Raw genomic sequence first — 26,086 nt, 5'->3', positions numbered from 1 at the left:
CCATACGCGCATTGAATCCTGCAGGTGCACCGGCGGGCCCCCAAGAAGGTGTCTGCCGACGTGCCTCGACAATCGACGAGCTTGGACAGGGCGTCGCTTGTCTCGCGCGCCCACCACAACCAAGGGTATTCGTCAGGAAAGCGGCCTCAACGCCGACCGGCGCCGCCAGCCCCTCAATTGTTCGGCGGCAGCTCACCCGGCGGGTATTGCTGCTTGCCCGTGTTGAAATCCATGATCTTGCGCGTCACGCCCGGCAGCATCGCCGAGATCGGATTGATGCGCACCACCGGCTGGCTCGGCGTTCCCACGACCTCGTAGGTCACGCCAAACAGACCCTCATTGCTGCCGCCGAGGAACAGACCGACGATCGGAATCTGGTTGAACATGTTGTTCAGCCCATACAGCGGCACGATCGTGCCGGAGGCGCGGACCTGGTTGACGTTGTAGTCGATGCTGCCTTCGAGGGTGAGGCCGAGCGTCGGTCCCTTGACGACGCCGTCACGAACCGAGAGCAGCCCGTTCTGCCGTGTGAACTCCGCGCGCAACATCGTGAAGGCGATGCCTTGCGAGGCGCCCTGCACCGCGCCGGACGCGGCGCGATCGAGCGCCTGCTCGCCCCTGACGGTGAAATTGCGAACGATCGCCAGCCCCTCCTTCGGGCTGCTGTCGGCCGTCGGCGGCTCCATCGCGAGCTCCAGCTCGCCACCCGCCATCTTCGTATAGGTATCGGCAAAGCGCAGCAGCGCGCCGGCATCATTGGTCACGAGATAGATCACCTCGCGTCCCTGCCGGCGGGCGCGCGGATCGGAGCTCGGCGCCTCGCGGCCGACCCGAATATCCGCGGTGACCGGCGTATCGCGCCCGACCTTGCCGCTGAGATTGAAGCTCTTGAAGGCGCCGCCGCGCCTGGAGAGCTTGACATCGACGCTGCGCAGCGCCTCGCCATTGAAGCCGGCGACGGCTCCGAGCTTGACCTCGGCATCGAAATCGAGATTGGAACGCGCCTTGTTCTTCTCGGCATCCTTGTTGGTGCCCGAGATCGCCGATTTCAGGAAGCCGCGACCGTCGAACACGTCGCCGCGCATCGACAGCTTCAAAACGCCGTCCTGGCCGCGCTCGGCCTTCAGCTGCGTCTTGTCGCCCTCCGATGGCGAATAGGTCGGGAAGTTGGCGTTCATCAGGTCGCCGTTCTGGTCGACCTCAAGCGAGCCTTTGATCGCGACCCCGCCGCCTTCGACGTTGATGTCTTCGAAGCGGGTCGATTGCTGCTTGGCGACCACGTTGAAGGTCGCCTTGCCCGCCTTGCCCGGATTCTTGACCCAACCCGGCAGCAGATTGTCGAGCTTCAGCTTGGTCAGATCCGCTTCGACGCCGAGCCGGCTGTCGCGATCGGGAGAGCCGGCGATCTTGCCGTTCAGCTTGAGCGGCACGTCACCGGTCACGGCCGTGCCAAGATCCATGCCGAGCCGCGCACGGCTGGCATCGTCGAGCACGGCCTGCATCTTGATGTCGGCGTCGCCCTCGGTCGGCTTGCGATAGTCGAGCGTCGCCGGTTGGCCGTTGATCTTGACGTCGCCCTTGACCTGATAACCCGCAGTGTTGGCGACGATCTTCAGCGTATTGGCCTCGAGCTTCTGGTTCATCACCAGCTTTTCGGCGGCGAAGCCGCTGAGGTCCGCAGTGACCGTATAATTGGTGTCGGCCTTGGTCAGCTCCCCCTTGACCGGCATCGCGAGCGTGACATTGGCCTGGAACGTGCCCTTGGTCTGGTTCGGATCGATCGGCACCGACGAGAGGTCGTTGAGCCGATCAGAGGCGAGAATCTCCGCTGCCGCGGCGACCTGCCCGTCGACGCGCATGCGCAGACGCGACGGCGACGGCTTCGGCGCCATGTCCGGCACTTCGAACACGACGTCGGAGAAGTTCAGCTTGCGCCCCGCGGGCGTGTCGGCCACGCCCTGCCCGATGGTCACCGTGGCGGTGCGCCCCGTGACATGCGCCTTCATGTCGGCATCGCGCACCGACGGCAGGCCGTCGACGGGATGCACCGTGACATTGGTCGCCAAGATGTTGACGTCCAGTCCGTCATCGGGGATCGGCGGTCCCTTGCGCGGCAGGTTGCGGGTCGGCGAGTTCACCGCGACGTCGACGCGCTGCACGTTGCCGCGCTCGATCCGTTCGATGATCCAGGCCCGCACCTCCGGCACGATCAGCGCCGGCCAGATCCGCTTCAACGCCAGTGCCGGCATCGGCGTGGCGGCAAAGCCGAGCTTCAGCCGCGGCTCGCCGGCATATTCGACGCTGCCGGTCCCGGCGACACCGATCTCGCCGTTGGACACTTCGGCCTGCGTGAGCACCACGCGCTTGCCCTCGGTGTCGAAGCGGAAGTTGATCGAGATCCGGTTGAAGATCAGCGGCGCCTCGTTCTCGATCGCGCCGAGCAGGATGGTGCCGCCGCTCAGTCCGAGCCGCCAATCATTGACCGCGTCGTTGGGTGGCTCCAGATTGGCGTTCAGCGTGATCCGGTTGGCGCCCGAGATGACCTTGAACGGTGCGACCAGCACGCGGCGGCCGGCATCCCATTCCATACTCATCTCGGCGGAGTCGATCGCCATCGGATAATCCGGCGTATCGGTATCGATGATGTTGCCGGCGCCGATATTGATCTTGCCGCGCAGATAGGTCGGCAGCCCGTCACGGGCGAGCTCGCCCTTGATCTCGCCGGTCAGCGGCAGGTCGGCCATGTAGGTCAGGTCCTTCAGGCGCAGCGCCAGAAGGATGTTGCTGGTGGAGACCTTGTCGGCCTTGATGTCGATCGAGCGCACGCCGTTGGAGGGCGGTCCGACCAAAACCCGCAGCAGCCACGGCTTGGCGCCCTCCTCGCCCAGGCTCAGCGCGACGCCGCCGCCGGAGGGACGGCGCAGGCTGAGGCTGATATTTTCGAATGTCCATTTGTTGCCGCGCTGCTGGTCGTCGACGATCAGCACGCCGTTCTTCAAGCCGATCTCGTTGAGGTTCTGGCCATCGAGGCCGGTCAGGCTGAGGCTGTCGAGCCAGTCGAGACCGGCCAGCAGGCCGCTCTGGGCGCTCGCCGGCACCGCGGTCCCTGCGGCAGCCGGGTTCGCGGGCGCAGCTTGCTGGGTCGCCGCCTCGGGCGCGGTCGGCGGCGTGACGGGCTGGCCCGGCCGCGGGAAGGTCGGCGGCAGGCCTGCATCACGCTTGGAGGCAACGCCGGTGGCAAGCGGCTTGCTGGTCTCACCGGTGGAGACCGTGACGGTGCCGTCCGGGGTGATGCGGATCGCGAGCTCGGCATCGACCAGCTTCAGGCTTTCGGCCCGGAGCTGACCCATCAAAAGGGCAGCGCCGGACAGCCGCACCTCGGCCTTGGGCGCGCTGGCCACGATCGCCTGCTCCTGATCGCGAACGACAATGTCGCGAATCCGGACCGCGATCCGGATGCGGCCGGCGCGCTCGATCTGCGTGCCGCCGACCTCGACCGTATTGCCGTGACCGATATTGTCCGCGATCGCCGCGGCGAGCCAAGGCGTCGCAAGGTCGAGGCTGATCGGGCCGGCGCCGAGCCGCAGCCACAAGCCGCCGAACCCGATCGCCAGGATCAGGACCAGAGCGACCAGCGCAATGCCGATGCGCCGCGCCAGGCCGCCCTTGCGCGCCTTGCCGGACCGGCCCGACAGGGCAGCCGAGCCCGAATCGTCGCGCGACAGCAGCCTGCGGACGCGTTGGCCGGCGATCTCGTCATGCGCTGCATCCGCGTCGTGGGGGTGAGCCGTATCCCAATCGGCGTCATCCCACTGTTGGCCCTGGGTGTCCGCCTGCAGATGGGGCCGGTGGGGGGATGTCTGTCTTGCCATTGCCTCTCGGTGCTGGCCCCTGGTGTTGGATGCGTAGGTGACAATCTGGCCCGAGCCAGATTGGTCGCCGATGTTGCCCCGCCCGTTCACAGGCTGCGCGCTTCGATCGCCGGCATCGCCGCTTCCCCGCCCGTCCCACAGAAACGGGCCCAATCGAGCCGCCTGCTGTCGTCAATTCCGCGACGCGGAGAAGACGACGCACAAACTCCTCGTCACTATACCCTGCCGCCGTGAGGTTTGCCCACCCGCTCGTGCCGACGAAGCTGCGCCTCACTATGACCGGTCGGAATATGTGACGGGGACAGCTGATCCGGAGACGGTACGAGAGTCGTCATTGCTTTGGTACTCACGCGTGCTGGTATCCGTGATTTTCACGTCGTCGCAAGAGGCGTCGCCCCCCGCGTGCGCCGAAGCACGGATGCAAGATTTCCCGGGACACCGGACAAGGACCGAGACACTCTCATGATTGAGCTGCGGAAAGCGACGAAAGGAAGGCGTATGTCAAAGGAATCACGAAAGAAATCCTCCAATCCGGGAGTCCGCGATGGGATCGCGGGGAACCGGGCCGCAATGGCCGCCAAGAAGGCCGTCAAAAAGACCGCCAAGCCCGTGACGACGAAGCCTGCCAAGGCGACCAAGACGACAACAGCCAAGACGACCGTCGCCAAGAAGGCAGCCAAGCCCGCGACCAAGCCCTCGGCGAAGGCGAAGCCCGCATCGACCATCCCCGCTGCAGGCGGAATCGTACTGGCCGAGGGCGCCAAGGCCCCTGCCTTCAAGCTGCCGCGCGACGGCGGCGGAACCGTTTCGCTGGCCGACTATGCCGGACAAAAGCTGGTGTTGTTCTTCTATCCGAAAGCCAATACCCCCGGATGCACCAAGGAAGCGATCGACTTCACCCGCCTGACCAAGGAGTTTGCCGCCGCCGGCACCGCGGTGCTCGGCGTATCCGCCGATTCGGTCAAGGCGCAGGACAATTTCCGCGACAAGCACGATCTGGCCGTGCCGCTGATCTCCGACGAGACGCACGAGATGCTGGAGGCCTATGGCGCCTGGGGCGAGAAATCCCTCTATGGCCGCAAATTCCTCGGCATCATCCGGAGCACGGTGCTGATCGGCGCCGACGGCCGCGTCGCCAAAGTGTGGCGCAACGTCAAGGTCGACGGCCATGCCGACGCCGTGCTCACGGCGGCGCGCGAGCTCTGAGATTGCAACGCATGGTGTTGGGGAAAAATTAACCATGCAGGGGTCAAATCCCTCCCGTAAATGACGCCGCTGGAAACGATGAGCTCCGGCCGGCGCGGGAGTGTCGATGTCGCATCGTTCCGGCCAGTACGCCGAATATCCCCAGCACCATTCGCATGACCGCGGGCGCGCCGTGCAGCAGCGGCGCTCTCCGGTCGGTCACCCTGCCCCCGCTCCGGCCACCTCGCAGAGCGACTACACGCTGGTGCATGCCGGCCGCCAGGTCCGAATCGGCCCGGTCGTGTTCTGGATCGTCGTCGGCACCGTCAGCCTGCTCGGCCTGTGGTCGGCGGCGACCGCCACCTATTTCGCATTCCGCGACGACGTGCTGACGCGCCTGATCGCCCGTCAGGCCGAGATGCAATACGCCTATGAGGATCGGATCGCGGAGCTGCGCGCCAAGGTCGATCGCGCCACCAGCCGTCAATTGCTCGACCAGGAGCAGTTCGACCAGAAGCTCGACCAGATCCTGAAGCGCCAGACCGCGCTCGAGGGCCGCGCCACCGCGCTGGGCAGCATTCCCGATGTGACCGGCGCGATCCGTCCGCCGGCGCGCGGCCCCGCGATCGAGCCGTCCGCCGCGCCGGCCACGCCGAAGCCGTCGCCGATCAGCGATACCGTGATCTTCACGGCGCCGCCAGACCGTGAGGCGCGGCTGGAATCGCGCAGCCCCGTGCTGGCGAACGTGCAACCGAACCAGGCGACCAAGCTCGCCGGCGTCGACAATGTGCTGACGCGGCTGACGCGCTCGCTCGACCAGGTCGAAGCGCGGCAGCTGGCAATGCTGTCGTCGGCGGAAGAGACGCTCGAATCGAAGCTGCGCCGGATGCGCGGCGTGATCACCGATCTCGGCCTCGACATGGGCCAGCTCGAAGCTGCGGCCCCGAAGGGCGCGATGGGCGGCCCCTTCGTGCCGGTAAAGCTCGGCGCCGAATCCGGCCCGTTCGAGCGCCAGCTCTATCGCATCAACATCACCCGCGCGCAGGTCGAGAAGATGAACCGCACGCTGTCGCTGGTGCCCTATCGCAAGCCGGTCATCGGAGAGGTCGAGTTCACCTCCGGATTTGGCGTGCGCTCCGATCCGTTCCTCGGCCGGCCCGCGATGCACACGGGCCTCGATTTCCGTGCAGCCACAGGCGATCCGGTCCGCGTCACCGCCAATGGAAAGGTGGTCAATGCTGGCTGGTCAGGCGGCTATGGCCGCATGGTCGAGGTCGATCATGGCAACGGCCTGTCCACCCGTTATGGCCATCTCTCCGAGATCAACGTCAAGATCGGCCAGCAGGTGAAGATCGGCGACATCATCGGTGAGGTCGGCTCGACCGGCCGCTCGACCGGCCCGCATCTGCACTACGAAACGCGCATCGACGGCGAGGCGGTCGACCCGCAGAAATTCCTGCGCGCCGGCGTGCGGCTCAGCGCCGGTTGACGCGGCCATCTGCCGACACCGCTTCTCCCAAGTTTCGCCAATCTTGCAAGCCGCGTGATCGCGGGTAGCATCGCATTATCGCTTGGCCGGCAGCAGGAACACCTGACCCGGATAGATCAGGTCGGGACTGCGGATCTGCTCGCGATTGGCCTTGTAGATCACGGCGTAGCGCGTCCCACCGCCGAGCAGGCGCCGGCTGATGTGCCACAGGCTGTCGCCGCGGGCGACGGTGACGGTGATCATCTTCGGCTCACCTCCGCCGGCATGAGCGACCGTGTCCTGGGAACCACCCGCGGCTGCGAGCGCTGTGCGCTGAGCTGCCGGACTGCCGTTCGCCTTGCCTGCAGCTCCCGCGGCTGATGGCAGCGAGGCGGTCGTCGAGTCCTCCGGCAGACTTAACGGCACCTCGGCCCGGGCCTGAACCGATCCCGACTTCGGATCCACCTCGTCGAGCCGGATCCGGTCGTTGCTGGCGCGCGCCACGTCCTTGCCGATGGTGATGTTCAAACGTCCATCGGCGGCTGCGATCGCCGAGGAGATCAGGCGATCATTCAGGTAAAGTCTCACGGTCGCCCCCGGCCGCGCGCGGCCGCTGACGCGGAGGATGCCGCTCGGCTCGACGTCGACCGCGTCCACCGCGAGCGCCTGCGGGATCGATCCCGAAGGCTTCGAGAGAACGCGGGTCGGTTCGCCGGGCGCGAGCAGGGCCACGGTCGCCGGCTGTCGGCCAGCCTCGACGATGACGGCAACGCTCTGTTTCGAGGACAGCTCTCGCCCATCCGCGAGCTTCGCCCGCAAGGTCAGATCGTAGGTCCCCGCAGGGAGCCGCCGTGGAACCATGGCAAACTGCCCGGAACGATCCGCAACGGTGCGATCGTGGACCTCGCCATTGCGCAGCAGTTCCACGGCGGCCCCAGGCGTCGCCCGGCCCGCGACGACGGCGTCACCCGATGGGTCGACATTGACCACGTCAAACGCCGGCAAATCGCTATCGGCACTCGGCTGAGGAACGAGCGGGCTCAGCACGTCTGCGAGACCACCCGCCTGCTGCTGCATCTTGGCGAGCGGGCTTGCAGCGCGATCCTGGTCCTGAGCGCCAGGAGTTTGCACGGCGACCCCGCCCGATCCGGACTGGGCCGGCGCCCCTGCGCCCGCTGCCGTCTTCTCCCTGGCGGAGGGCGGAAAATCAAAATTGATGGCTGGGTCGAACACGAAGATCAGCGCGACCGCCGTCACGGCGACGGCCACCACGCCGAGGACGATGCGGATCACCGCTTTGCCGCTGACGATCATGCGTCGCTCCATCCCTGGTCGATTTCGCTCGTGCTTGCGCCGAGCCATTACGAGCCCCCTCTATACACCATCGCGGCCAAGCCGGCACGATTCCGCAAAACTCCGGACCGCCGCGCCCGATGTGAGCCGCCACGAGGTTAACGAGCGCAGCTCAGCCGGACCCGAGCGCCGCAAGAAAGCGCGTGAGGTCCTCCCAGAGTTCGTTTGGCTCTTCGAGGCCGATGCTGAGCCGGACCAATCCCTCCACCGGATTCCAAGGGCGCACCGTGCGGCTGGCCGCGACGTCCATCGGTGCGATCAGGCTGTGGGTGCCGCCCCACGACGCGCCAATCGCGAACAACCGCAGATGTCCGAGCGCAACAGGGATCCGCGCCGTGAACTCCGGCCGGATCACGATGCTGAAAACGGCGCTCGCGCCGGTGTAATCGCGCGCAAAGATCTCGTGACCCGGACAGGACGGCAGCGCCGGATGCAGAACACGCGCAACCGCAGGCACGCTCTGCAGCCGTTCGGCAAAGTCACGCGCGACACGGCCGCTATGCGCGATGCGAACGCCCATCGTCTCGATACCACGCAAGGCCAGCGCCGCCTCGTCGGGCGAGACGCCGATGCCGAGTACGCCCAGCACCTGCTTGAGCGCGCTGCGCAGAGCCAGATCCTTGACCGTGATCGAGCCCAGCAGCAGGTCGGAATGGCCGCCGACATATTTCGTCAGCGCCTCGATCGCGAAATCGACGCCATGCGCCAGCGGCTTGAACAACAACGGACTGGCCCAGGTATTGTCGCAGCCCGTCAGCACGCCCCTCGCCTTCGCGACGGCAGCGATCGCCGCGACATCCTGCACCTCCATTGTTCCGGAGCCCGGCGACTCCAGCCATATGAGCTTCGTGCTGGCATCAATGAGGTCGGCAATACCGGCGCCGATCAGCGGATCATAGACCGCGTAAGAGATGCCGCGCGACGCGAGATAGTTCGCGCACAGGTCACGTACCGGTGGATAGACGTGATCCGGTATCAGCACCTTGTCGCCCGGCTTGAGCACCGCAATCATCGTCACCGCGACGGCCGCCTGCCCGGACGGAACCAACACGGTGCGTTCGCCGCCATGCAGCGCCGTCAGTTGCGCTTCCAAGGTCCGCGTCGTGGGCGTTCCATGCAGGCCGTAAGTGTAGCCGTCCAGGCCGCGCTCCGCGCGATGCGCGAACGCCTGCGGATCGCTATAGACAATGGTCGAGGCGCGAAAGGTCGGAACCGCGAGTGACGAAAAGCCGTCATGGGACACTGTGGGGTGCTGAACACAGCGGGTGAGATCGTGCATGAAAATCCTCGTGAGGAGACGTCGCAACGATCGTAGCCAAACGAGATCACGGATGCGAGCGCAGCGTCTGCAAGGTCCATTACGCTGGATTCCTTGCGTCATCGAACTGACTCGCGCCAGTGCGCGCACCAAATGGAAGGGGCGAGCCGCAGCCCGCCCCATTTGGTGCTCTATTCGAACTTGTTAACGGGAGGCCCTCAATCACCAGACCGCTACGTCGTTGGCAAAACCTCTGTCCACGCATTCGACATAGATACCACCACCAGCATCTATTCCCCTTGAGGTTGTGTCAATCCGACACCTGGGGTGCAATCGAGAACAAAGCAGCCGGTCCTCAGAGTTGAATCAGCGCTGCGTCCATCGAACAATGACGGCTCGGTTGTCTGCTCCTTCCTCGGAGCAGGTTAATTAATGAGTCATCATGAAGAGAACGAGTTTACGGGCCTACCGTCTGGGCGTGGATCTCGGCGCCAATTCGCTGGGATGGTTCGTGGTCTGGCTCGACGATCACGGACAGCCCGAGGGCCTTGGCCCGGGCGGCGTCAGGATTTTCCCCGACGGTCGTAACCCGCAATCCAAGCAATCCAATGCGGCCGGTCGCCGCCTCGCACGCAGTGCACGACGACGACGAGACCGCTATCTGCAGCGACGCGGAAAGCTGATGGGCTTGCTGGTCAAGCACGGCTTGATGCCCGCCGATGAGCCGGCCCGAAAGCGATTGGAATGCCTCGATCCCTATGGTCTCCGCGCGAAAGCGCTCGATGAAGTGCTGCCTTTGCATCATGTCGGCCGGGCGCTGTTTCACCTCAACCAGCGGCGCGGCCTGTTTGCCAATCGAGCGATCGAGCAAGGCGACAAGGACGCCAGCGCGATCAAGGCCGCGGCCGGCAGACTGCAGACATCGATGCAGGCGTGCGGCGCGCGCACGCTCGGCGAATTCCTCAACCGCCGTCATCAGCTCCGCGCCACAGTGCGCGCCCGCAGCCCTGTCGGCGGCGACGTCCAGGCGCGGTATGAATTCTATCCGACACGCGCGATGGTTGATGCGGAGTTCGAAGCCATCTGGGCGGCACAGGCACCGCATCACCCAACGATGACGGCCGAAGCGCATGACACGATCCGCGAGGCGATCTTCTCTCAACGCGCGATGAAGCGGCCGTCGATCGGGAAATGCTCGCTCGACCCCGCCACCAGCCAGGACGACGTCGACGGCTTTCGCTGCGCCTGGTCGCATCCCCTGGCGCAGCGTTTCCGCATCTGGCAGGACGTCCGCAATCTAGCCGTGGTGGAGACTGGCCCCACGTCTTCCAGGCTTGGCAAGGAGGATCAGGACAAGGTCGCACGGGCACTGCTACAGACCGACCAACTCAGCTTCGATGAGATCCGCGGCCTTCTCGGATTGCCGTCGGACGCGCGGTTCAACCTTGAAAGCGACCGGCGTGATCACCTCAAGGGCGACGCGACCGGCGCGATCCTGTCCGCCAGGAGGCATTTTGGCCCGGCATGGCATGACCGGTCCCTGGATCGTCAGATCGACATCGTCGCGCTGCTGGAGAGCGCGCTCGATGAAGCAGCGATCATCGCCTCGCTCGGGACAACTCACAGCCTTGATGAAGCAGCTGCGCAGCGGGCGTTGTCCGCCTTGCTGCCTGACGGATATTGCAGGCTTGGACTGAGGGCGATCAAGCGGGTCCTGCCGCTCATGGAAGCTGGCAGGACCTACGCGGAGGCCGCCAGCGCGGCCGGCTATGATCACGCTCTGCTGCCGGGCGGCAAGCTCTCTCCCACCGGCTACCTGCCCTATTATGGACAATGGCTGCAGAACGATGTCGTGGGCTCGGACGATGAGCGCGACACCAACGAACGGCGCTGGGGCCGCTTGCCGAATCCCACCGTTCACATCGGGATCGGCCAGTTGCGACGCGTCGTCAATGAGCTCATCAGATGGCATGGACCGCCGGCCGAGATCACCGTCGAGTTGACGCGTGACCTGAAGCTGTCGCCCCGACGGCTGGCGGAGCTCGAACGCGAGCAGGCCGAGAACCAGCGCAAGAACGACAAGCGTACCTCCCTATTGCGCAAGCTCGGGCTCCCCGCGAGCACGCACAATCTCCTCAAGCTTCGGCTCTGGGACGAGCAAGGCGATGTTGCAAGCGAATGCCCCTATACGGGCGAGGCGATCGGCCTCGAACGTCTGGTCTCTGATGATGTGGATATCGATCACCTCATCCCATTCTCGATCAGCTGGGACGACAGCGCGGCCAACAAAGTGGTCTGCATGCGCTACGCCAATCGTGAGAAGGGCAATCGAACGCCGTTCGAGGCCTTTGGCCATCGCCAAGGCAGGCCTTACGATTGGGCGGACATTGCAGAACGCGCAGCGCGCCTGCCGCGCGGCAAGCGCTGGCGCTTCGGTCCAGGCGCGCGGGCGCAATTCGAGGAGCTCGGCGACTTTCAGGCACGCCTGCTCAACGAGACCAGCTGGCTGGCGCGCGTCGCCAAGCAATATCTCGCAGCGGTCACCCACCCGCACAGGATCCACGTTCTGCCGGGCCGGCTGACAGCGCTGCTCCGCGCAACATGGGAGCTCAACGATTTGCTGCCCGGAAGCGACGACAGAGCCGCGAAGAGCCGCAAGGACCACCGTCATCATGCCATCGACGCGCTGGTGGCGGCACTGACAGACCAGGCGCTGCTGCGCCGCATGGCGAACGCGCATGACGATACGCGACGGAAGATCGAAGTTCTCCTGCCCTGGCCGACGTTCCGGATCGATCTCGAGACCAGGCTGAAGGCGATGCTCGTATCGCACAAGCCCGATCACGGCCTCCAGGCCCGCCTGCATGAAGACACCGCCTATGGGACCGTCGAACACCCCGAAACCGAGGATGGTGCAAATCTGGTCTATCGGAAGACCTTCGTGGACATCAGCGAAAAGGAGATCGACCGCATTCGCGATCGCCGCTTGCGTGACCTCGTCAGAGCCCATGTGGCCGGCGAAAGGCAGCAGGGCAAGACGCTCAAAGCGGCGGTGCTGTCATTCGCGCAGCGCAGGGACATTGCTGGTCACCCGAATGGCATTCGCCATGTCCGCCTGACCAAATCGATCAAGCCGGACTATCTGGTACCGATCCGCGACAAAGCCGGCCGCATCTACAAGTCCTACAATGCAGGCGAGAATGCCTTCGTCGACATCCTGCAAGCCGAGAGTGGCCGATGGATCGCGCGGGCCACGACCGTCTTTCAGGCCAATCAAGCCAATGAGTCGCATGACGCGCCAGCGGCGCAACCGATCATGCGGGTCTTCAAGGGCGACATGCTGCGCATCGATCACGCTGGCGCGGAGAAGTTCGTGAAGATCGTCAGGCTTTCGCCCTCGAACAACCTGCTCTACCTCGTCGAACATCATCAGGCGGGCGTGTTTCAGACCCGCCATGACGACCCGGAAGATTCCTTTCGGTGGCTCTTCGCCAGTTTTGACAAGCTTCGCGAATGGAACGCCGAGCTTGTCCGGATCGATACGCTGGGACAGCCCTGGCGGCGCAAGCGCGGCCTTGAAACAGGAAGCGAGGACGCCACTCGCATCGGCTGGACGCGACCAAAAAAATGGCCCTGAAGCCAGGGCCATGCACTGAGGCGAAGATAGCGGTCTGGTGATTGAGGGCCAACCGCAACTGTGCTCCACACCTTCAACGCGCCGGGGCATCATAGCGGTCTCGTGAACGAAAGCCACGCGCAACTTGGCCGTATCGCTGATCGCGCATGAAACTTCACTCGCCGGCTGCGCCGCCTCGATCTGCGGGAAAGGCGTCCCCGTGATTGTCCGGCGGCTGAGACGTCCGGCGATTTCTTCCGCGCGCCTGCGCCACGAAGGTTTTGGTTAATTTTGTCCTGCTAGCTCTGATTCAATCTTCTCTGACAGTGGATTCGGGACCCCCCATGGCTTTCTTCTCCGGCAAGTCGGCTGATCGCGCGCACAACCTCTTGATGACCGAAGTCTTCGAACGCAATCGCGATGCCATTCTGGTGATGTCCGAGGGCAAGATCATCGCCTGCAACGAAACGGCAGTCCGTTTCGGCGGCTTCCGCAGCAAGCAGGACCTGCTGTCGCGCTCGCCCGCCACGATGGCGCCGGAGTTCCAGCCGAACGGCAAGCGGTCCGCCGACATGGTGCGCGAGATGGACGCCCAAGCCAGGCGCGAGGGCCATGCCAGCTTCGAGTGGACCACCAAGCGCGCCGACGGCAGCCCGGCCCTGGTGCAGATCACGCTGGTGCCGACGCAGGTCGAGGGCCAGACCTACGTCATGAGCTTCCGCCGCGATCTCTCGGATCTGGTCGCCGCCCGCGAGGAGAAGAAGCGCGCGCTCGACCGGATCGCCAAGGATTTCGAGACCAGCGTCGGCGCGATCGCCAATGCCATTTCCGGCGCCTCTCGCGAGGTGGAAACGACGGCCGCCTCGCTGACCGCGACTGCCGACCAGGCCGCGCAGCGCGTGGCGCTGGTGGCTTCGGCGTCCAACTCCGCCTCCTCCAACGTCCAGTCTGTCGCCGGCGCGACCGAGGAGCTGTCGAGCTCGGTCAGCGAGATCAACCGCCAAGTCGCGACCTCCTCGACGATCGCCTCAGAGGCGGTCGAGGCCTCGTCGCGGACCAACGACCTGGTCAACAGCCTGGCGGATGCCGCGGCCAAGATCGGCGCCGTGACCGACATGATCAACGCCATTGCGAGCCAGACCAACCTGCTGGCGCTGAACGCGACCATCGAGGCGGCGCGCGCCGGCGATGCCGGCCGCGGCTTCGCCGTGGTCGCCTCGGAGGTGAAGAGCCTGTCGAGCCAGACCGCGAAAGCAACCGACGAGATCTCGGCCCATATCAGCGCCATGCAGCGCGCGACCAGCGACACGGTCGCGGCGATCCAGGGCATCGGCGGGACCATCGGCCAGATCAGCGAGATCGCCAAGACGATCGCGACCGCCGTCGACCAGCAGGGCCACGCCACCCAGGAGATCGCGCGCTCGGTCAGCCAGGCCGCCAGCGGCACGCGCGAGGTCGCCACCAATATCGGCTCGGTCAGCCAGACGGTGGAATCCGCCGGCGGCGCCGCCCGGCAGATGCTGGGCGCGGCGGGCCAGCTCGCCAGGCACGCCGACGAGCTGCGCAGCAAGGTGAAGGACTTTTTGAACGCCGTGCAGGCGGCGTAGGGTTCGATCGTCCACGTATCACGTCGCGTCAAGCAGCGCTGCGGAGCTACGAGTTGGGAGGCGCCAGCTTCAAACGCGGTGTCGTCCCGGGCAAGCCACAGCGGCGCGAGGCGCCGCGCAGGCGCTGACCCGGGACCCATACGCCGCAGCAGATGTGGTAGAACGAGATCGGAGTCACGGGCGTGCCGCCACACGCGATCCTGTGGTGATGGATCCCCGCTTGCGCGGGGATGACGACTGAGGGTGAGGCGCCGACCGAGGTCGACAATCGGCGAGCGATGCGACCTTACGTCGACGACACCGCCGGCTTGCGGCCGTAGATCGCATCGGCGCGCTTTTCGAACGCCGCCGACATGCGCGCGAAGATGGTGTCGAACATCGAGCCCATCAGCATCGCCAGCATGCGGCTCTTGAACTCATAGGCGATGAAGAACGTCACCTCGCAGGCGCTCTGCTCGCGCGGCTCGAAGCTCCAGCGGTTCTCGAGGCTCGAAAACGGCCCGCTGACATATTCGACCAGGATCTTGCGTCCCGCACGGTCGAGCGTGACGCGGCTGGTGAAGGTCTCCTTGACCAGCTTGAACGATACCGTCATGTCGGCGACGATCACCTCGAGACCATCGGGCTTCTGGCTGCGCTGCCGCACCACCAGCCGCTCGCACAGCGGCACGAATTCAGGGTAGCGCTCGACATCGGCGACGAGGTCGAACATCTGGTCGGCCGTGTGCGGCACGCGCCGCTTGTTGGAAAATCTCGGCATCTCGTCTCGATCAGCGCGCGAGCGCGTCGCGCGCGGCCTTCAGCTTGGCGAAGTCCTCGCCGGCATGATGCGACGAGCGCGTGAGCGGACTCGCCGACACCATCAGGAAGCCCTTGGTGTAGGCAACGGTCTCGTAGTTGGAAAACTCCTCCGGCGTGACATAGGCCATCACGGCGTGGTGTTTCTTGGTCGGCTGCAGATACTGCCCGATCGTCAGAAAATCGACTTCGGCCGAGCGCAGATCATCCATCACCTGCAACACCTCGTGGCGCTGCTCGCCCAGGCCGACCATGATGCCGGATTTGGTGAAGATGGTGGGATCGATCTCCTTGACCCGCTGCAGCAGTCGGATCGAGTGGAAGTAGCGGGCGCCCGGACGAACCGAGAGATAGCGCGACGGCACGGTTTCGAGATTGTGGTTGAAGACGTCGGGCTTTGCCGCGACGACCTGCTCCAGCGCACCGTCCTTGCGGAGAAAGTCCGGAGTCAGCACCTCGATCGTGGTGGTCGGGCATGTCGCGCGAATGGCGCGGATGGTCGCGGCGATATGGGCGGCGCCGCCATCCGCGAGATCGTCGCGGTCGACCGAGGTGACGACGACATGGGCGAGGCCGAGCTTGAAGGTGGCTTCCGCAACGTGCTCAGGCTCACCGGCGTCGAGCGCGGCCGGCAGGCCGGTCTTGACGTTGCAGAAGGCGCAGGCCCGCGTGCAGGTGTCGCCCATGATCATGAAGGTGGCGTGCTTCTTGTCCCAGCACTCGCCGATGTTCGGGCAGCCCGCCTCCTCGCACACGGTCACGAGGCCGTTCTCGCGCACGATATTGCGGGTGTCGGCATAGCCGCGGGTGGTCGGCGCCTTGACGCGAATCCAGCTGGGTTTCGCCGGCGAGATGGAATCCGGCCGGTTCGCTTTTTCGGGGTGGCGCGGGCGCAGCGGCGTGTTCGAGAGCGTGTCGACGATGGTGACCATGGGGACCTGGCAAACCTCTGTTGCGCCCTAGCTATTCCGTGCCGGGGCGCGCCGCAACCGGCTGGCCGAGGATACCAGGGCATGGCAGATATGGGCAGCGCGGAACAGCGCTCATCGCGGCGGATTTTCTCGAGAATGGCGCAAAAACCGGCAAAATCCCCCGGAGTTTCACGGCCTCGGCCGATGGCCGCAGGCCAACGACTCACCCGGGCGTTTTTCGCCCGCGCCGTGCTGGAGGTCGCGCCGGAGCTGATCGGGGCGACGTTCCTGGTCGACGGCGTCGGGGGCGTGATCGTCGAGGTCGAGGCGTATCACCACACCGACCCGGCGGCGCATTCGTTCCGCGGGCCGACGCCGCGCAACCAGGTGATGTTCGGCCCGCCCGGCTTTGCCTATGTCTACCGCTCCTACGGCATTCACTGGTGCGTGAATTTCGTTTGCGAGGCCGAGGGCTCGGCCAGCGCGGTGTTGATCCGGGCGATCGAGCCGACGCTCGGCGTCGACGAGATGCAGCGGCGGCGCCGGCTGGAGGATGTCAGGGCGCTGTGCTCAGGGCCCGGCAAGCTGACGGAGGCGATGGGGATCACGATTGCGCACAACGGCCTGCCGCTGGATCGTCAACCGATCGAGCTGTTCGCGCGCCCGGCCGATGTCGAGGTCGTCACCGGCGTCCGCATCGGCATCACCAAGGCGGTCGAGCTGCCCTGGCGGTTCGGCCTGAAGGGCTCGCGCTTCCTGAGCAAGCCGTTTCCTCCGTCATCGCGAGGAGCGTAAGCGACGAAGCGATCCAGGGCTACGCGCGGGACCCTGGATTGCTTCGCTGCGCTCGCAATGACGACGGAGAGAGCGGAGCTACCCCACGCCCTGCAGCCGCGACAGCGCGTCCTGGAACTTGGCCTTGCGGGCCAGCGCCGCCTCGCGCTTTTCCTTCTCTTCCTCGACGAGCTCTTCCGGCGCGTTGGCGACGAACTTCTCGTTGCCAAGCTTCTTGTCGACCCGCTCGATATCGGCGTCGGCCTTGGCGATTTCCTTGGCCAAGCGGGTGCGCTCGGCGGCGAGATCGACGACGCCCTTGAGCGGCAGGGCCGCCACCTCGCCACGCACCACGAGTTGAGCAGCCCCCTCAGGCGCGGTGTCGGCGAACGAGATGTCCGAAAGGCGCGCAAGCCGTTTGATCACGTCGCTCCAGCGCGGCGCGCGCTCTTTCGTCTCGGCGGACGCACCGACCAGCGCCAGCGGCATCAGGGTCGCGGGCGGGATGTTCATCTCGGCCCGGACCGAGCGGATCGCCGTGACGAGATCGACCACCCAGCCGATCTCGGCCTCGGCCGCCTCGTCCTTGAAGCTGGCGGCGTTGAACGCGACCAGGACCGGCGGCACCAGCGGATCGCCGAAGCTCGCGGCCGACAGCGCGGCAATCTCGGCGACGGTCGGCACGTCCGTGCGATGCGGCCAGGGCGACAGGGTCAGCAGGCCGTCGCGCTTGGCGGTCGATTCCCACAGCGCCTCGGTGATGAAAGGCATGAAGGGATGCAGCAGCTTGAGGATCTCGTCGCGCGCCCAGGCGACCATGGCGCGGGTCTCGGCCTTGGCCGGGCTGTCCTCGCCGAGCAAAGTCGGCTTGGCGAGCTCGACATACCAGTCGCAATAGACGTCCCAGACAAAGCGGTAGATGGCGTTCGCCGCATCGTTGAAGCGATAGGCCTCCAGGGCCTCGGTGACCTCGCGCGTGGCAGCGGCGGCCTCATGGGCGATCCAGCGGTTGAGCGTCTCCTTGGCGGAGGCCGGATCGAAGCCCACCGGCACCGTGCAGCCGTTCATCTCGGCAAAGCGGCTGGCGTTCCAGAGCTTGTTGGCGAACTTGCGGTAGCCGTCGACGCGCTGGGTCGACAGCTTGATGTCGCGGCCTTGGGCGGCCATCGCCGCGAGCGTGAAGCGCAGCGCGTCGGCGCCGTGCTCGTCGATCAGTGCCAAGGGATCGATGACGTTGCCCTTCGACTTCGACATCTTGGCGCCCTTCTCGTCACGGACGAGCGCGTGGATGTAGACAGTCGAGAACGGCACCTCCTTCATGAAGTGCAGGCCCATCATCATCATGCGGGCGACCCAGAAGAAGATGATGTCGAAGCCGGTGACCAGCACGTTGGTCGGGTAGTAGCGCTTCACCTCCGGCGTATCGTCCGGCCAGCCAAGCGTCGAGAACGGCCACAGCGCCGAGGAGAACCAGGTGTCGAGAACATCTTCATCACGTGTGATGAAGCCCGCGCGCTTGTTGCGGTCGAGGGCCATTGCGCGGCCCTGCTCGGCCGTGATGACCTCCTGCTCGACATAGTACGCAATGGCGTGGCTGACGGCCTCCTCCTCGGTCTCAGCGACGAACACCTTGCCGTCGGGACCGTACCAGGCCGGGATCTGATGGCCCCACCACAGCTGGCGCGAGATGCACCAGGGCTGGATGTTCTCCATCCACTCGAAATAGGTCTTCTCCCAGTTGCGCGGCACGAACGTCGTCGCGCCTGACTTGACGGCGGCAATCGCCGGCTTTGCCAGCGTCTTGGCGTCGACATACCACTGGTCGGTGAGGTACGGCTCGATGACGACGCCGGAGCGGTCGCCATGCGGCACCATGTGGGTGTTGGGCTCGACGCGCTCGAGGAAGCCGAAGGTCTCCAGCCGCTCCAGGATCTTCTTGCGCGCGGCGAAGCGCTCGACGCCGTGGAACTCCCGCGCAAACTCCTCCGAGCCCTCGGGCAGCCCGCGCAGATAGTCCTCGTTGTCGACGAGGGCGATGCAGCCCTCGCGGTCGAGAATGCTGATCTGCGGCAGGCCGTGGCGGCGGCCGACCTCGAAATCGTTGAAGTCATGCGCCGGCGTGATCTTGACCGCGCCAGTGCCCTTCTCCGGATCGGAATAGGTGTCGGCGACGATCGGGATCTCGCGGCCGACCAGCGGCAGGATCACGCGCTTGCCGACGAGATGCTGATAGCGCTCGTCATCCGGGTGCACGGCAACCGCGCTGTCGCCGAGCATCGTCTCGGGACGCGTGGTGGCCACGACGATGAAACTGGTCGGATCCTCGGGGTTGAAGGTTTTGCCCTCGATCGGATAGCGCAGGTACCAGAGGTTGCCCTTGACCTCGATCTGCTGCACCTCGAGATCCGAGATCGCCGTCAGCAGCTTCGGGTCCCAGTTGACCAGCCGCTTGTCCTTGTAGATGAGGCCGGCGCGGTGCAGCTCGACGAACACCTTCACGACGGCCTTCGACAGGCCCTCGTCCATGGTAAAGCGCTCGCGGCCCCAATCGCAGGAGGCGCCGAGGCGCTTGAGCTGGTTGATGATGGTCCCGCCGCTCTCGTCCTTCCACTGCCACACGCGTGCGAGGAACTTCTCGCGACCCATCTCGCGGCGGCCCGGCTGCTGGCGTTCCATCAGCTGGCGCTCGACCACCATCTGGGTGGCGATGCCCGCATGGTCGGTGCCCGGCTGCCACAGCACGTCCCGGCCGCGCATCCGCTCGAACCGGCACAGGATGTCCTGCAGCGTATTGTTGAGTGCGTGCCCCATGTGCAGCGAGCCGGTCACGTTGGGCGGCGGGATCACGATCGTAAAGGGATCGGCATCCCGGCGATCGGGACGGCCGGCGGAGAATGCGCGCGCATCCTCCCAGACCAGGGACATGCGGCCTTCGAGGTCGGCGGGCTGATAATTCTTGTCGATCATCACATTTCCAGCGGGCGCAGGGCCGGCCGTCCAATTCATCTATCGCGGAACTCGTCTTGGCCTTCGGTCGCGACCTGAAAAAGCTCACGCAAGCTGTTGGGACTTGGCTATTTTTCGACTGATGCCCGGTCCGGGATCGCGTTCTCGGGAGAGCACGCTGCGATCCGCCGGGCCTGCATCAGCTTGAACGGGCTAGAAAGCCGCCACGCGCCGCCAAGTCAACAGCGGCGGCGAACATTGATGGCAAACGGAGACAACGCCAGCCCTCTTGCGTGAGGAACCGGGTCGCGAAAACAGCCGGCCTGCGTCAGGAGACCGGCAGCCCGCGCGACAAGATCCGCCGCTAGCGGCCGCGCGAGACCCGCTCGATCTCCGCCTTGACGATGCGCTCGACCAGGGCCGGCAGATTGTCATCAAGCCACGATTTGAGCATCGGCCGCAGCATTTCCTTGACCAGATCCTCGAGCGTCCGGGCATTGTTGCTCAACACGGTATTGGCGAGCGCATTGAACGCGGACTCCACGGCGTTCACCGTGGACGGCGCAAGGATCGGCTGCTTCGGCGGCATGGCCTCGAAGGCCGATTCGAAAGCCGGGGCCGCTGCAGGCTGCGGCGCTTTACGGGCAAGACGTCCGGATTCAATGAACTCGATATCGTCCTGCGGCTCGACCTTGCGGAAGGAAGCCGCTGCGGGGGCTGGAGCGGGGGTCGGTGGGGCCACTGCCATGTCGTCCGTCAACTCAAGTACTTCAGGTTCGGGATCAGGCTCAGGTTCAGCCGGCGGAGCCTCGGCCGCCGGCGCAGTCGTTTCATCCAAACCCGCCAGCAATGCGTCAATGTCGTCCTGGCTGTTACTTGCGGGCGCCGGCGCAGGGGCCGGCGGAGGCACAGCCTTCGCCGGAGCCGCCGCCGCAATCTTCGACGGCGGAACGTCGTTCATCACAGGCTTCGGTGCCGGCGCAGCCGGCTTCTCGGCCTTGGCGGGCTCAGGTGCAGCAGCTTTTTCGGCTGCCGGGGGCTTGGCCTCATCATCGGCAATGATCCGCCGGATCGACGCCAGAATCTCCTCCATCGAGGGTTCTTGGACCTTTGCAGGCTGCGTCATTTCCGACTCCAAATCAGCGACGCCGCCGCACGCGTCGTCTTAGCGCGAATGCAAAAAACGCCGGATCCAAGTGGCTCGGACTTCGCTGTGGTCATGCCGACTTGTCCCAGACGCGGCCTCAATCGATGCAAACAACGGAACGATACTGACCAGATCGGAGACTATTCTTAGAACAACATCCGACGCACTGCGAATCGTTCCGCGGCCATTTTGAGGCTATGTCATGGCAACATTTGAATGCAAGCAACGGCCGCCCGCAACCGGGGGAGCACGGAAATTGACGGAGAAGCGTCGCCCGCCGACCACAACCTGAGCATGTGCCACAAACGCAAATCCCTCGGCCAATGGCCGAGGGATCAAGAATCGAAGTTAAGATCCGACTAACGGCCGTCGGGAGTGCGGACGCCAGCCCAACTGTCACGAATCTGCTGGTAGTGCACGGTTGGATCATACGTCGTCGTGGGCAGCCGCAGCACTTGCGGCGACAGGCGACCGACCGTCTGCAGCACGGTGTAGGATGCAACGACGCGGTCATGCTGGGCGTTCACAAGCGAGTTCCGCGCATTGACAAGCGCCTGCTGCGCGTTGAGGACGTCGAGCGTCGTACGCTGGCCGGCCTTGGCCTCCTCGCGAACGCCGTTCAGGGCGATTTCCGAGGCAGCCACCTGCGCCTGTGCCGACTGCACCTGCGCCTTGCCGGCGAGCAGCTTGCCCCAGGCCGAAACCACGTCGGACCGGACCTGGTCGCGGGTCTGCTCGAGCGCGAGACGTTGCTGCGCCAGCGTCTCCTTCGACTGCCGGATCAAGGCATATTCGCCGCCGCCCTGATAGATCGGCACAGTGAGCTGTGCGGCCGCGCCGGCGCTGAAGGAGCGATAGGAGGTCAGCTGCGATTCGTAGGCCTGCGTTGCCGAGGCCTGGACGGTCACGGTCGGCAGCAAGGCTCCTTCGTTGATCTTGACCTGCAGATATTGAACGTCGATGCCATACATCGCCGAGGTTACGCTGGGGCTCTCGGTCAGCGCCGTCTCGATCGATTGCTGCAGCGAGGGCGGCAGGTAACGATCGACGGGAGAGCCCGGCGCGAGGTTCTCGGGATCGTTGCCGATGATACGGCGGAAGTTCGAGCGCGTGGCCGTCAGATTGGATTCGGCCGTCAGTTGCTGCGTGCGGCCGGCTGCGAGTTGCGCTTCGGACTGCGCAACGTCGGTGCGCGTGACCTCGCCCACATTGAAGCGATCGCGCGTCTGTTTGAGCGTCTGTTCCAGAACCCGCGTATTGCTGCGCTGAACCTCGACGATCGCCGCATCGCGCAGATAATCCATATAGATGGTCGCAGCCTGCAGCAGCACCGACTGTTCGAGCACCCTGAGGGCCTCGCGCTGACCCGACACACTCGCCTCGGCCTTGCGGACGCCGTTCGCCGTCTGCTGGCCGTTGTAAAGCGTCTGGTTCACGGTCAGGCCGACGCTGCGGGGCCTCAATAGGCCATGGGCCGCCGCAGTCCCGGGCGCGACCTGCCCGTCCTGATACTGAACTCCACCCGATGCTTGAAGATTGACCTTCGGCCGGTAGCCCGAAAGTGCCTGCGGCACGCCTTCGTCGGTGGCGCGAACGAGAGCTCGCTGCGCGTTCAGCTGCGGGTTGCTCTGATAGGCGCGCACCAGCGCAGCCTCGATCGTGTCGGCCAACGCAGGCGTCGGGCCTGCGCAAGCCATCACGAGGACCGCAGCCGCCGCTGCGGTGACGACCTTCACCCCAAACATCCCTGTTCCATTCATTGTTGTTACCGGCTCGAACGCCAAAGCCGGGCCGTAAACCTGTTAGAGACTCCCGCGCACCTCACACCTTATTCCCCATGCCTGCGCAACGGAACCTCTCTGCCCGGAACCCATGCGGAAAACTGTCGACGTGCAGCATCCAAGCCACACTTCTGATTTGAAACAGATTTTCGCCGGCCCGCAGCCGTGAAGACGACCGAAAGCCACCGTGCCCTGAGCGGATCACAGCCCAATGCGGCTCGTCCCCAGGGAACCGCAGGAGTTAGAAAACGAACTCGGGGACCTGCTCGAGACCAGGAAGGATCGGTGCCGCAGCGTCGAACAGGGTCCTGCTGCCCACTTCACCATGGGATCGCGTAAAGATGATGGCACGGGCCGGCTTGGTCTTCGCGGAGACGCCGACCAGGCGACCGCCTTCCTTGAGCTGGCGGCACAGCCCATCGACCGCGATCTCGGTCGCCCCGTTGAGAAGAATCACGTCGAAGCGACCATCGGCCGGATCGCCCTGCACGGCAGGCGCGACGCGAACAGAGACACTCGCGATGCCGGCCAGCAGCTGCTTGGCGCGCCCCTCGAGAGCTGGGTCCGGATCGGTCGCGACCACGCTGGCCGCAAGCTTCGCCGCAAGCGCGGCAAGGTAGCCCGTCGCGCACCCGACCACGAGCACGTGATCGGTCGGCTTGATCTCGGCGGCCTGAAGCAGCTTACCCGTCAGCATGGGGGTGATCAGGAAGCGCTGGGCCGAGCCGGCTTCCGACACGTTGAGATTCTGGTCGAGATAGGCCAGCGCCTGCCGGTCCGACGGGACGAAGTTCTCGCGCGGCACCGTCAGCATCGCATCCAACACACGGTGGTCGGTAACGTCGTTGGTGCGCACCTGGCCATCGACCATTTTCTGACGCGCCGTCGCGAAGGGGAGCATGAGCAGACCTGCAAGCAAAGAGGATGAACCGCGAACGATCTGCGCACCCTTTTGGTACAAGGTCGGTGAAAACGCAACACGCGGATCGTCCGGATACACCGCGCACATCGTCAGACCTCAGGTCAGACGACGGCCTGGCGCCGCATCGGCATGGCGGCGCATGCAGCGCTTCGATTCGGACCGAGCGTCCGCCGGCTCATCGGCGAACGCCGCAATCGCGTGTCTTCGAGGTCGCGTCGGATTGGATCTCGGAGCACGCGCGGGCGCCGACTCAATGGATCGGTGGACCCGGGCGGACGCGGACCCGGCCGGAGAATGTCAGTCGTTTTGGCCGATCCTCTTGAGTCGAGGGTTACTCGATCACAACCGCTAGGCGGCCGAGCAGCTGCGCAACCTCATCCAGCCGCTCCGACTCACCGCGGCTGACGGCATGGACCAAGCGCGACAGGCACTCGTCGTCGGAGAGTCGCTCCATCGGGTCGGGAATCAGCGACGGTGACGACACGCTTTCGGCGGCTTGAAAGGGGGTGTTCGACATCTGAAACGGCTCCATGTCCGAGGCAGCGGCAAGTTCCGGCCTACTATCCGCAGCCGATTGCGCCGATTCTAGTGAAATTCCTGTCACCCAATTGTGGGCGACGGCTGCCCATCAAGCGTTCAGATCATGGATAAACCCATGATTTTCCGTGTTTTTGGCCTCGGCGCGACAATCGTCACAAAGATGCGATTTGGTTCTAGGCAAGGCCAAAAGGCTTTGTTATACGCACCCCGCTCGCGAGGCATTGCTTCGCCTGTTCCTCGGTAGCTCAGCGGTAGAGCATTCGACTGTTAATCGAATGGTCGCTGGTTCGAATCCAGCCCGGGGAGCCAATTCGGCCGATGCCGACTGGCTCGCTTAGACAATCCAACCCAAGATCATCTGACAGGTAGGCCGCTCGAACAGGCACGCGTGCGCTGCGCATCCCGTGCCGCAGGCAGACTGCTCGCAGCAAAACCCGGCCCCCCCAACTGCCTTGACGTCACCGATTCGGTCGGGCAAGCGACCAGTCCAGCTCCAAGGCAACGTCAGCCATGCCCATCTCCGATCACCTGAGAGCCGTCCGCAGCAAGGTCGGCCACGATCTGCTTGCGACCACGGCCGTCTCGATCTCGCTGTTCGATGACCAGGGTCGGATCCTGCTCGGCCGCGACGCGGAGACGGGCCATTGGACCCTGCCCGGCGGCGCCATCGATCCGAACGAGCATCCCGCCGACGCCGCGACGCGCGAATGCTTCGAGGAGACTGGTCTGCTCGTCCGTCCCCAGCGCCTGCTCGGCGTGTTTGGCGGCCCCGAATTCCTCATCCGCTATCCCAACGGAGATCTGACTTATTACACGGTGATCGCGTTCGAGGCAGCCGTCATCGGCGGTGCGCTCGCAGCCGATGGCGACGAGATCGCCGCGCTGCGCTTCGTCGACAGAACGGAGTGGGAAGCGCTCGATATCTCCCCCTCGAGCCGCATCATCTCGCGCCGGGCGTTCGAGCGCGATGCCGTCCCCTATTTCGCGCCGGCCTGCTGGCGGCCCGAGAGCTGATACCCGCGAGACCTTCGCCGTTGGACCCAATCGCCGCGCTTCTGATGCTGCTCGCCGGCCTGCTTCACGCAAGCTGGCACGCGATCGTCAAGAATGGCAGCGGCCTTTCCATCCTGGCCGGGATGGGTCTGGTCAGCAGCGTCGTGACGCTACCCTTCCTGTTCCTGGTCCCGATTCCCTCCCCCTCGACCTGGCCGATCATCCTGGCGTCGCTTGTGCTGCATGCGGCGTACAAAGCGAGCCTGGCGGTGACCTACGGGTCAGCCGAGTTCGGGCGCTCTTATCCCATCGCCCGCGGCTGCGTGCCGCTGTTCGCAGCGGTGTTCGCCTATCTGGCGCTCCAGCAGCCGCCGCAGATCGGACAGTTGATCGGCATCGCGCTCATCAGCGTTGGGATCATCGGCCTCGCGCGAGATCGCGTCCATGGCTCGATCGATCGCCGCGCGTTTGCTGCGGCTGTCCTCGCTGCCGCGATGGTTGCTGCCTATTCGGTCGTTGATGCCGCCGGGACTCGCCAGGCGGCCGGATGGGCCTCGTTCACCGCTTGGATCATCGTGCTCGACAGCCTGGTGTTCCTCCTCGTCGCGGCGATACGACGCGGCCCGGTCCTCTTCGCCGAGATCCGAACGGCCTATGTTTCGGTCGTGATCGCCGGGCTGCTGGGTCTGACATCCTTCGCCGTGTTCCTCTGGGCGCTGAGCAGGAATCCGATCGCCAACGTCGTCGCGTTTCGCGAATGCAGCGTTCTGTTTGCCAGCCTGATCGGGATTGTCGTCCTGAAGGAAAAGGCCACGCTCTGGCGAGCAACCTGCGCTGCACTGATTGCGTCGGGCCTCGTATGGATCGCAATGCTCAAAACGTGATGAGCAGCACATCGACGCCAACGCTATCATG

At 65.2% G+C, this 26,086-nt stretch carries 17 protein-coding genes and 1 tRNA gene; 8 read left to right on the top strand and 10 right to left on the bottom strand.

Going from position 1 to position 26,086, the window contains the following annotated elements; genetic code table 11:
* Positions 1 to 173: 173 nt before the first annotated feature.
* Positions 174 to 3,872 (bottom strand): DUF3971 domain-containing protein, encoded by a 3,699-nt coding sequence (locus BBTA_RS18530; RefSeq protein ID WP_012044031.1) that lies wholly within the window; start codon positions 3,870 to 3,872, stop codon positions 174 to 176.
* A 498-nt stretch (positions 3,873 to 4,370) separates the two neighbouring features.
* Between BBTA_RS18530 and BBTA_RS38990 the strand changes: the two genes are divergently transcribed.
* Positions 4,371 to 5,078: a peroxiredoxin gene (locus tag BBTA_RS38990; RefSeq protein WP_012044030.1), complete on the top strand. Its 708-nt coding sequence runs from the start codon at positions 4,371 to 4,373 to the stop codon at positions 5,076 to 5,078.
* A gap of 106 nt (positions 5,079 to 5,184) precedes the next feature.
* Positions 5,185 to 6,546 carry a M23 family metallopeptidase gene (locus BBTA_RS18520; RefSeq protein ID WP_012044029.1) on the top strand — a complete coding sequence of 454 codons (1,362 nt, stop codon included), beginning with the start codon at positions 5,185 to 5,187 and terminating at the stop codon, positions 6,544 to 6,546.
* Between the two features lie 75 nt (positions 6,547 to 6,621).
* Here BBTA_RS18520 and BBTA_RS18515 read toward each other — a convergent pair whose 3' ends face one another.
* Positions 6,622 to 7,839: a LysM peptidoglycan-binding domain-containing protein gene (locus BBTA_RS18515; RefSeq protein WP_012044028.1), complete on the bottom strand. Its 1,218-nt coding sequence runs from the start codon at positions 7,837 to 7,839 to the stop codon at positions 6,622 to 6,624.
* Positions 7,840 to 7,990: 151 nt separating this feature from the next.
* Positions 7,991 to 9,157 (bottom strand): PLP-dependent aspartate aminotransferase family protein, encoded by a 1,167-nt coding sequence (locus BBTA_RS18510; RefSeq protein WP_012044027.1) that lies wholly within the window; start codon positions 9,155 to 9,157, stop codon positions 7,991 to 7,993.
* Positions 9,158 to 9,578: 421 nt separating this feature from the next.
* Between BBTA_RS18510 and cas9 the strand changes: the two genes are divergently transcribed.
* Positions 9,579 to 12,773 (top strand): type II CRISPR RNA-guided endonuclease Cas9, encoded by a 3,195-nt coding sequence (gene cas9, locus BBTA_RS38215; protein WP_012044026.1) that lies wholly within the window; start codon positions 9,579 to 9,581, stop codon positions 12,771 to 12,773.
* 323 nt (positions 12,774 to 13,096) lie between these two features.
* Positions 13,097 to 14,359: a methyl-accepting chemotaxis protein gene (locus tag BBTA_RS18500; RefSeq protein ID WP_012044025.1), complete on the top strand. Its 1,263-nt coding sequence runs from the start codon at positions 13,097 to 13,099 to the stop codon at positions 14,357 to 14,359.
* 286 nt (positions 14,360 to 14,645) lie between these two features.
* Here the strand turns inward: BBTA_RS18500 and BBTA_RS18495 are convergent, their stop codons facing one another.
* A complete protein-coding gene (locus BBTA_RS18495; RefSeq protein ID WP_012044024.1) occupies positions 14,646 to 15,119 on the bottom strand; it encodes a type II toxin-antitoxin system RatA family toxin in 474 nt (157 codons plus the stop codon).
* A 10-nt stretch (positions 15,120 to 15,129) separates the two neighbouring features.
* The gene (lipA, locus tag BBTA_RS18490) at positions 15,130 to 16,089 is read right to left on the bottom strand and encodes a lipoyl synthase (protein WP_012044023.1); all 960 of its coding nucleotides are present in this window, start codon (positions 16,087 to 16,089) and stop codon (positions 15,130 to 15,132) included.
* A gap of 183 nt (positions 16,090 to 16,272) precedes the next feature.
* On the opposite strand from lipA, the gene BBTA_RS18485 reads away from it, so the two are divergent.
* Positions 16,273 to 16,863: a DNA-3-methyladenine glycosylase gene (locus tag BBTA_RS18485; RefSeq protein ID WP_012044022.1), complete on the top strand. Its 591-nt coding sequence runs from the start codon at positions 16,273 to 16,275 to the stop codon at positions 16,861 to 16,863.
* A gap of 78 nt (positions 16,864 to 16,941) precedes the next feature.
* Here BBTA_RS18485 and BBTA_RS18480 read toward each other — a convergent pair whose 3' ends face one another.
* The 5 genes from BBTA_RS18480 to BBTA_RS18460 all read right to left on the bottom strand — a co-directional run bounded on the left by BBTA_RS18480 (position 16,942) and on the right by BBTA_RS18460 (position 24,155).
* A complete protein-coding gene (locus tag BBTA_RS18480) occupies positions 16,942 to 19,809 on the bottom strand; it encodes a valine--tRNA ligase (RefSeq protein WP_012044021.1) in 2,868 nt (955 codons plus the stop codon).
* 343 nt (positions 19,810 to 20,152) lie between these two features.
* Entirely contained in the window at positions 20,153 to 20,914 is a 762-nt protein-coding gene (locus BBTA_RS18475) for a PopZ family protein (RefSeq protein WP_012044020.1), read from the bottom strand.
* A gap of 380 nt (positions 20,915 to 21,294) precedes the next feature.
* Positions 21,295 to 22,680: a TolC family outer membrane protein gene (locus tag BBTA_RS18470; RefSeq protein WP_012044019.1), complete on the bottom strand. Its 1,386-nt coding sequence runs from the start codon at positions 22,678 to 22,680 to the stop codon at positions 21,295 to 21,297.
* Between the two features lie 277 nt (positions 22,681 to 22,957).
* The gene (locus BBTA_RS18465; RefSeq protein WP_012044018.1) at positions 22,958 to 23,617 is read right to left on the bottom strand and encodes a protein-L-isoaspartate O-methyltransferase; all 660 of its coding nucleotides are present in this window, start codon (positions 23,615 to 23,617) and stop codon (positions 22,958 to 22,960) included.
* Between the two features lie 352 nt (positions 23,618 to 23,969).
* Positions 23,970 to 24,155, bottom strand: coding sequence for a hypothetical protein (locus BBTA_RS18460; protein WP_012044017.1), 186 nt, complete (start codon positions 24,153 to 24,155; stop codon positions 23,970 to 23,972).
* A gap of 257 nt (positions 24,156 to 24,412) precedes the next feature.
* Between BBTA_RS18460 and BBTA_RS18455 the strand changes: the two genes are divergently transcribed.
* The 3 genes from BBTA_RS18455 (at position 24,413) to BBTA_RS18445 (ending at position 26,055) form a co-directional block, all read left to right on the top strand.
* Positions 24,413 to 24,487: transfer RNA gene (locus BBTA_RS18455), tRNA-Asn, on the top strand.
* A 201-nt stretch (positions 24,488 to 24,688) separates the two neighbouring features.
* A complete protein-coding gene (locus BBTA_RS18450) occupies positions 24,689 to 25,192 on the top strand; it encodes an NUDIX domain-containing protein (protein WP_012044016.1) in 504 nt (167 codons plus the stop codon).
* Between the two features lie 20 nt (positions 25,193 to 25,212).
* A complete protein-coding gene (locus tag BBTA_RS18445) occupies positions 25,213 to 26,055 on the top strand; it encodes an EamA family transporter (RefSeq protein WP_012044015.1) in 843 nt (280 codons plus the stop codon).
* Positions 26,056 to 26,086 lie beyond the last annotated feature (31 nt).

The organism is Bradyrhizobium sp. BTAi1, assembly GCF_000015165.1.
GTDB classification, from domain to species: Bacteria; Pseudomonadota; Alphaproteobacteria; order Rhizobiales; family Xanthobacteraceae; genus Bradyrhizobium; species Bradyrhizobium denitrificans.
Note: the sequence above shows the minus strand (reverse complement) of the source record. Positions and strands in the feature narration are given on the sequence as shown.

What these genes read in the sequence shown, in the direction of transcription:
- BBTA_RS18530 (WP_012044031.1), bottom strand. Translation starts at nt 3,872, where the DNA reads ATGGCAAGACAGACATCCCCCCACCGGCCCCATCTGCAGGCGGACACC.
- BBTA_RS38990 (WP_012044030.1), top strand. Translation starts at nt 4,371, where the DNA reads ATGTCAAAGGAATCACGAAAGAAATCCTCCAATCCGGGAGTCCGCGAT.
- BBTA_RS18520 (WP_012044029.1), top strand. Translation starts at nt 5,185, where the DNA reads ATGTCGCATCGTTCCGGCCAGTACGCCGAATATCCCCAGCACCATTCG.
- BBTA_RS18515 (WP_012044028.1), bottom strand. Translation starts at nt 7,839, where the DNA reads ATGATCGTCAGCGGCAAAGCGGTGATCCGCATCGTCCTCGGCGTGGTG.
- BBTA_RS18510 (WP_012044027.1), bottom strand. Translation starts at nt 9,157, where the DNA reads ATGCACGATCTCACCCGCTGTGTTCAGCACCCCACAGTGTCCCATGAC.
- cas9 (WP_012044026.1), top strand. Translation starts at nt 9,579, where the DNA reads ATGAAGAGAACGAGTTTACGGGCCTACCGTCTGGGCGTGGATCTCGGC.
- BBTA_RS18500 (WP_012044025.1), top strand. Translation starts at nt 13,097, where the DNA reads ATGGCTTTCTTCTCCGGCAAGTCGGCTGATCGCGCGCACAACCTCTTG.
- BBTA_RS18495 (WP_012044024.1), bottom strand. Translation starts at nt 15,119, where the DNA reads ATGCCGAGATTTTCCAACAAGCGGCGCGTGCCGCACACGGCCGACCAG.
- lipA (WP_012044023.1), bottom strand. Translation starts at nt 16,089, where the DNA reads ATGGTCACCATCGTCGACACGCTCTCGAACACGCCGCTGCGCCCGCGC.
- BBTA_RS18485 (WP_012044022.1), top strand. Translation starts at nt 16,273, where the DNA reads ATGGCCGCAGGCCAACGACTCACCCGGGCGTTTTTCGCCCGCGCCGTG.
- BBTA_RS18480 (WP_012044021.1), bottom strand. Translation starts at nt 19,809, where the DNA reads ATGATCGACAAGAATTATCAGCCCGCCGACCTCGAAGGCCGCATGTCC.
- BBTA_RS18475 (WP_012044020.1), bottom strand. Translation starts at nt 20,914, where the DNA reads ATGACGCAGCCTGCAAAGGTCCAAGAACCCTCGATGGAGGAGATTCTG.
- BBTA_RS18470 (WP_012044019.1), bottom strand. Translation starts at nt 22,680, where the DNA reads ATGTTTGGGGTGAAGGTCGTCACCGCAGCGGCGGCTGCGGTCCTCGTG.
- BBTA_RS18465 (WP_012044018.1), bottom strand. Translation starts at nt 23,617, where the DNA reads ATGCTCCCCTTCGCGACGGCGCGTCAGAAAATGGTCGATGGCCAGGTG.
- BBTA_RS18460 (WP_012044017.1), bottom strand. Translation starts at nt 24,155, where the DNA reads ATGTCGAACACCCCCTTTCAAGCCGCCGAAAGCGTGTCGTCACCGTCG.
- BBTA_RS18450 (WP_012044016.1), top strand. Translation starts at nt 24,689, where the DNA reads ATGCCCATCTCCGATCACCTGAGAGCCGTCCGCAGCAAGGTCGGCCAC.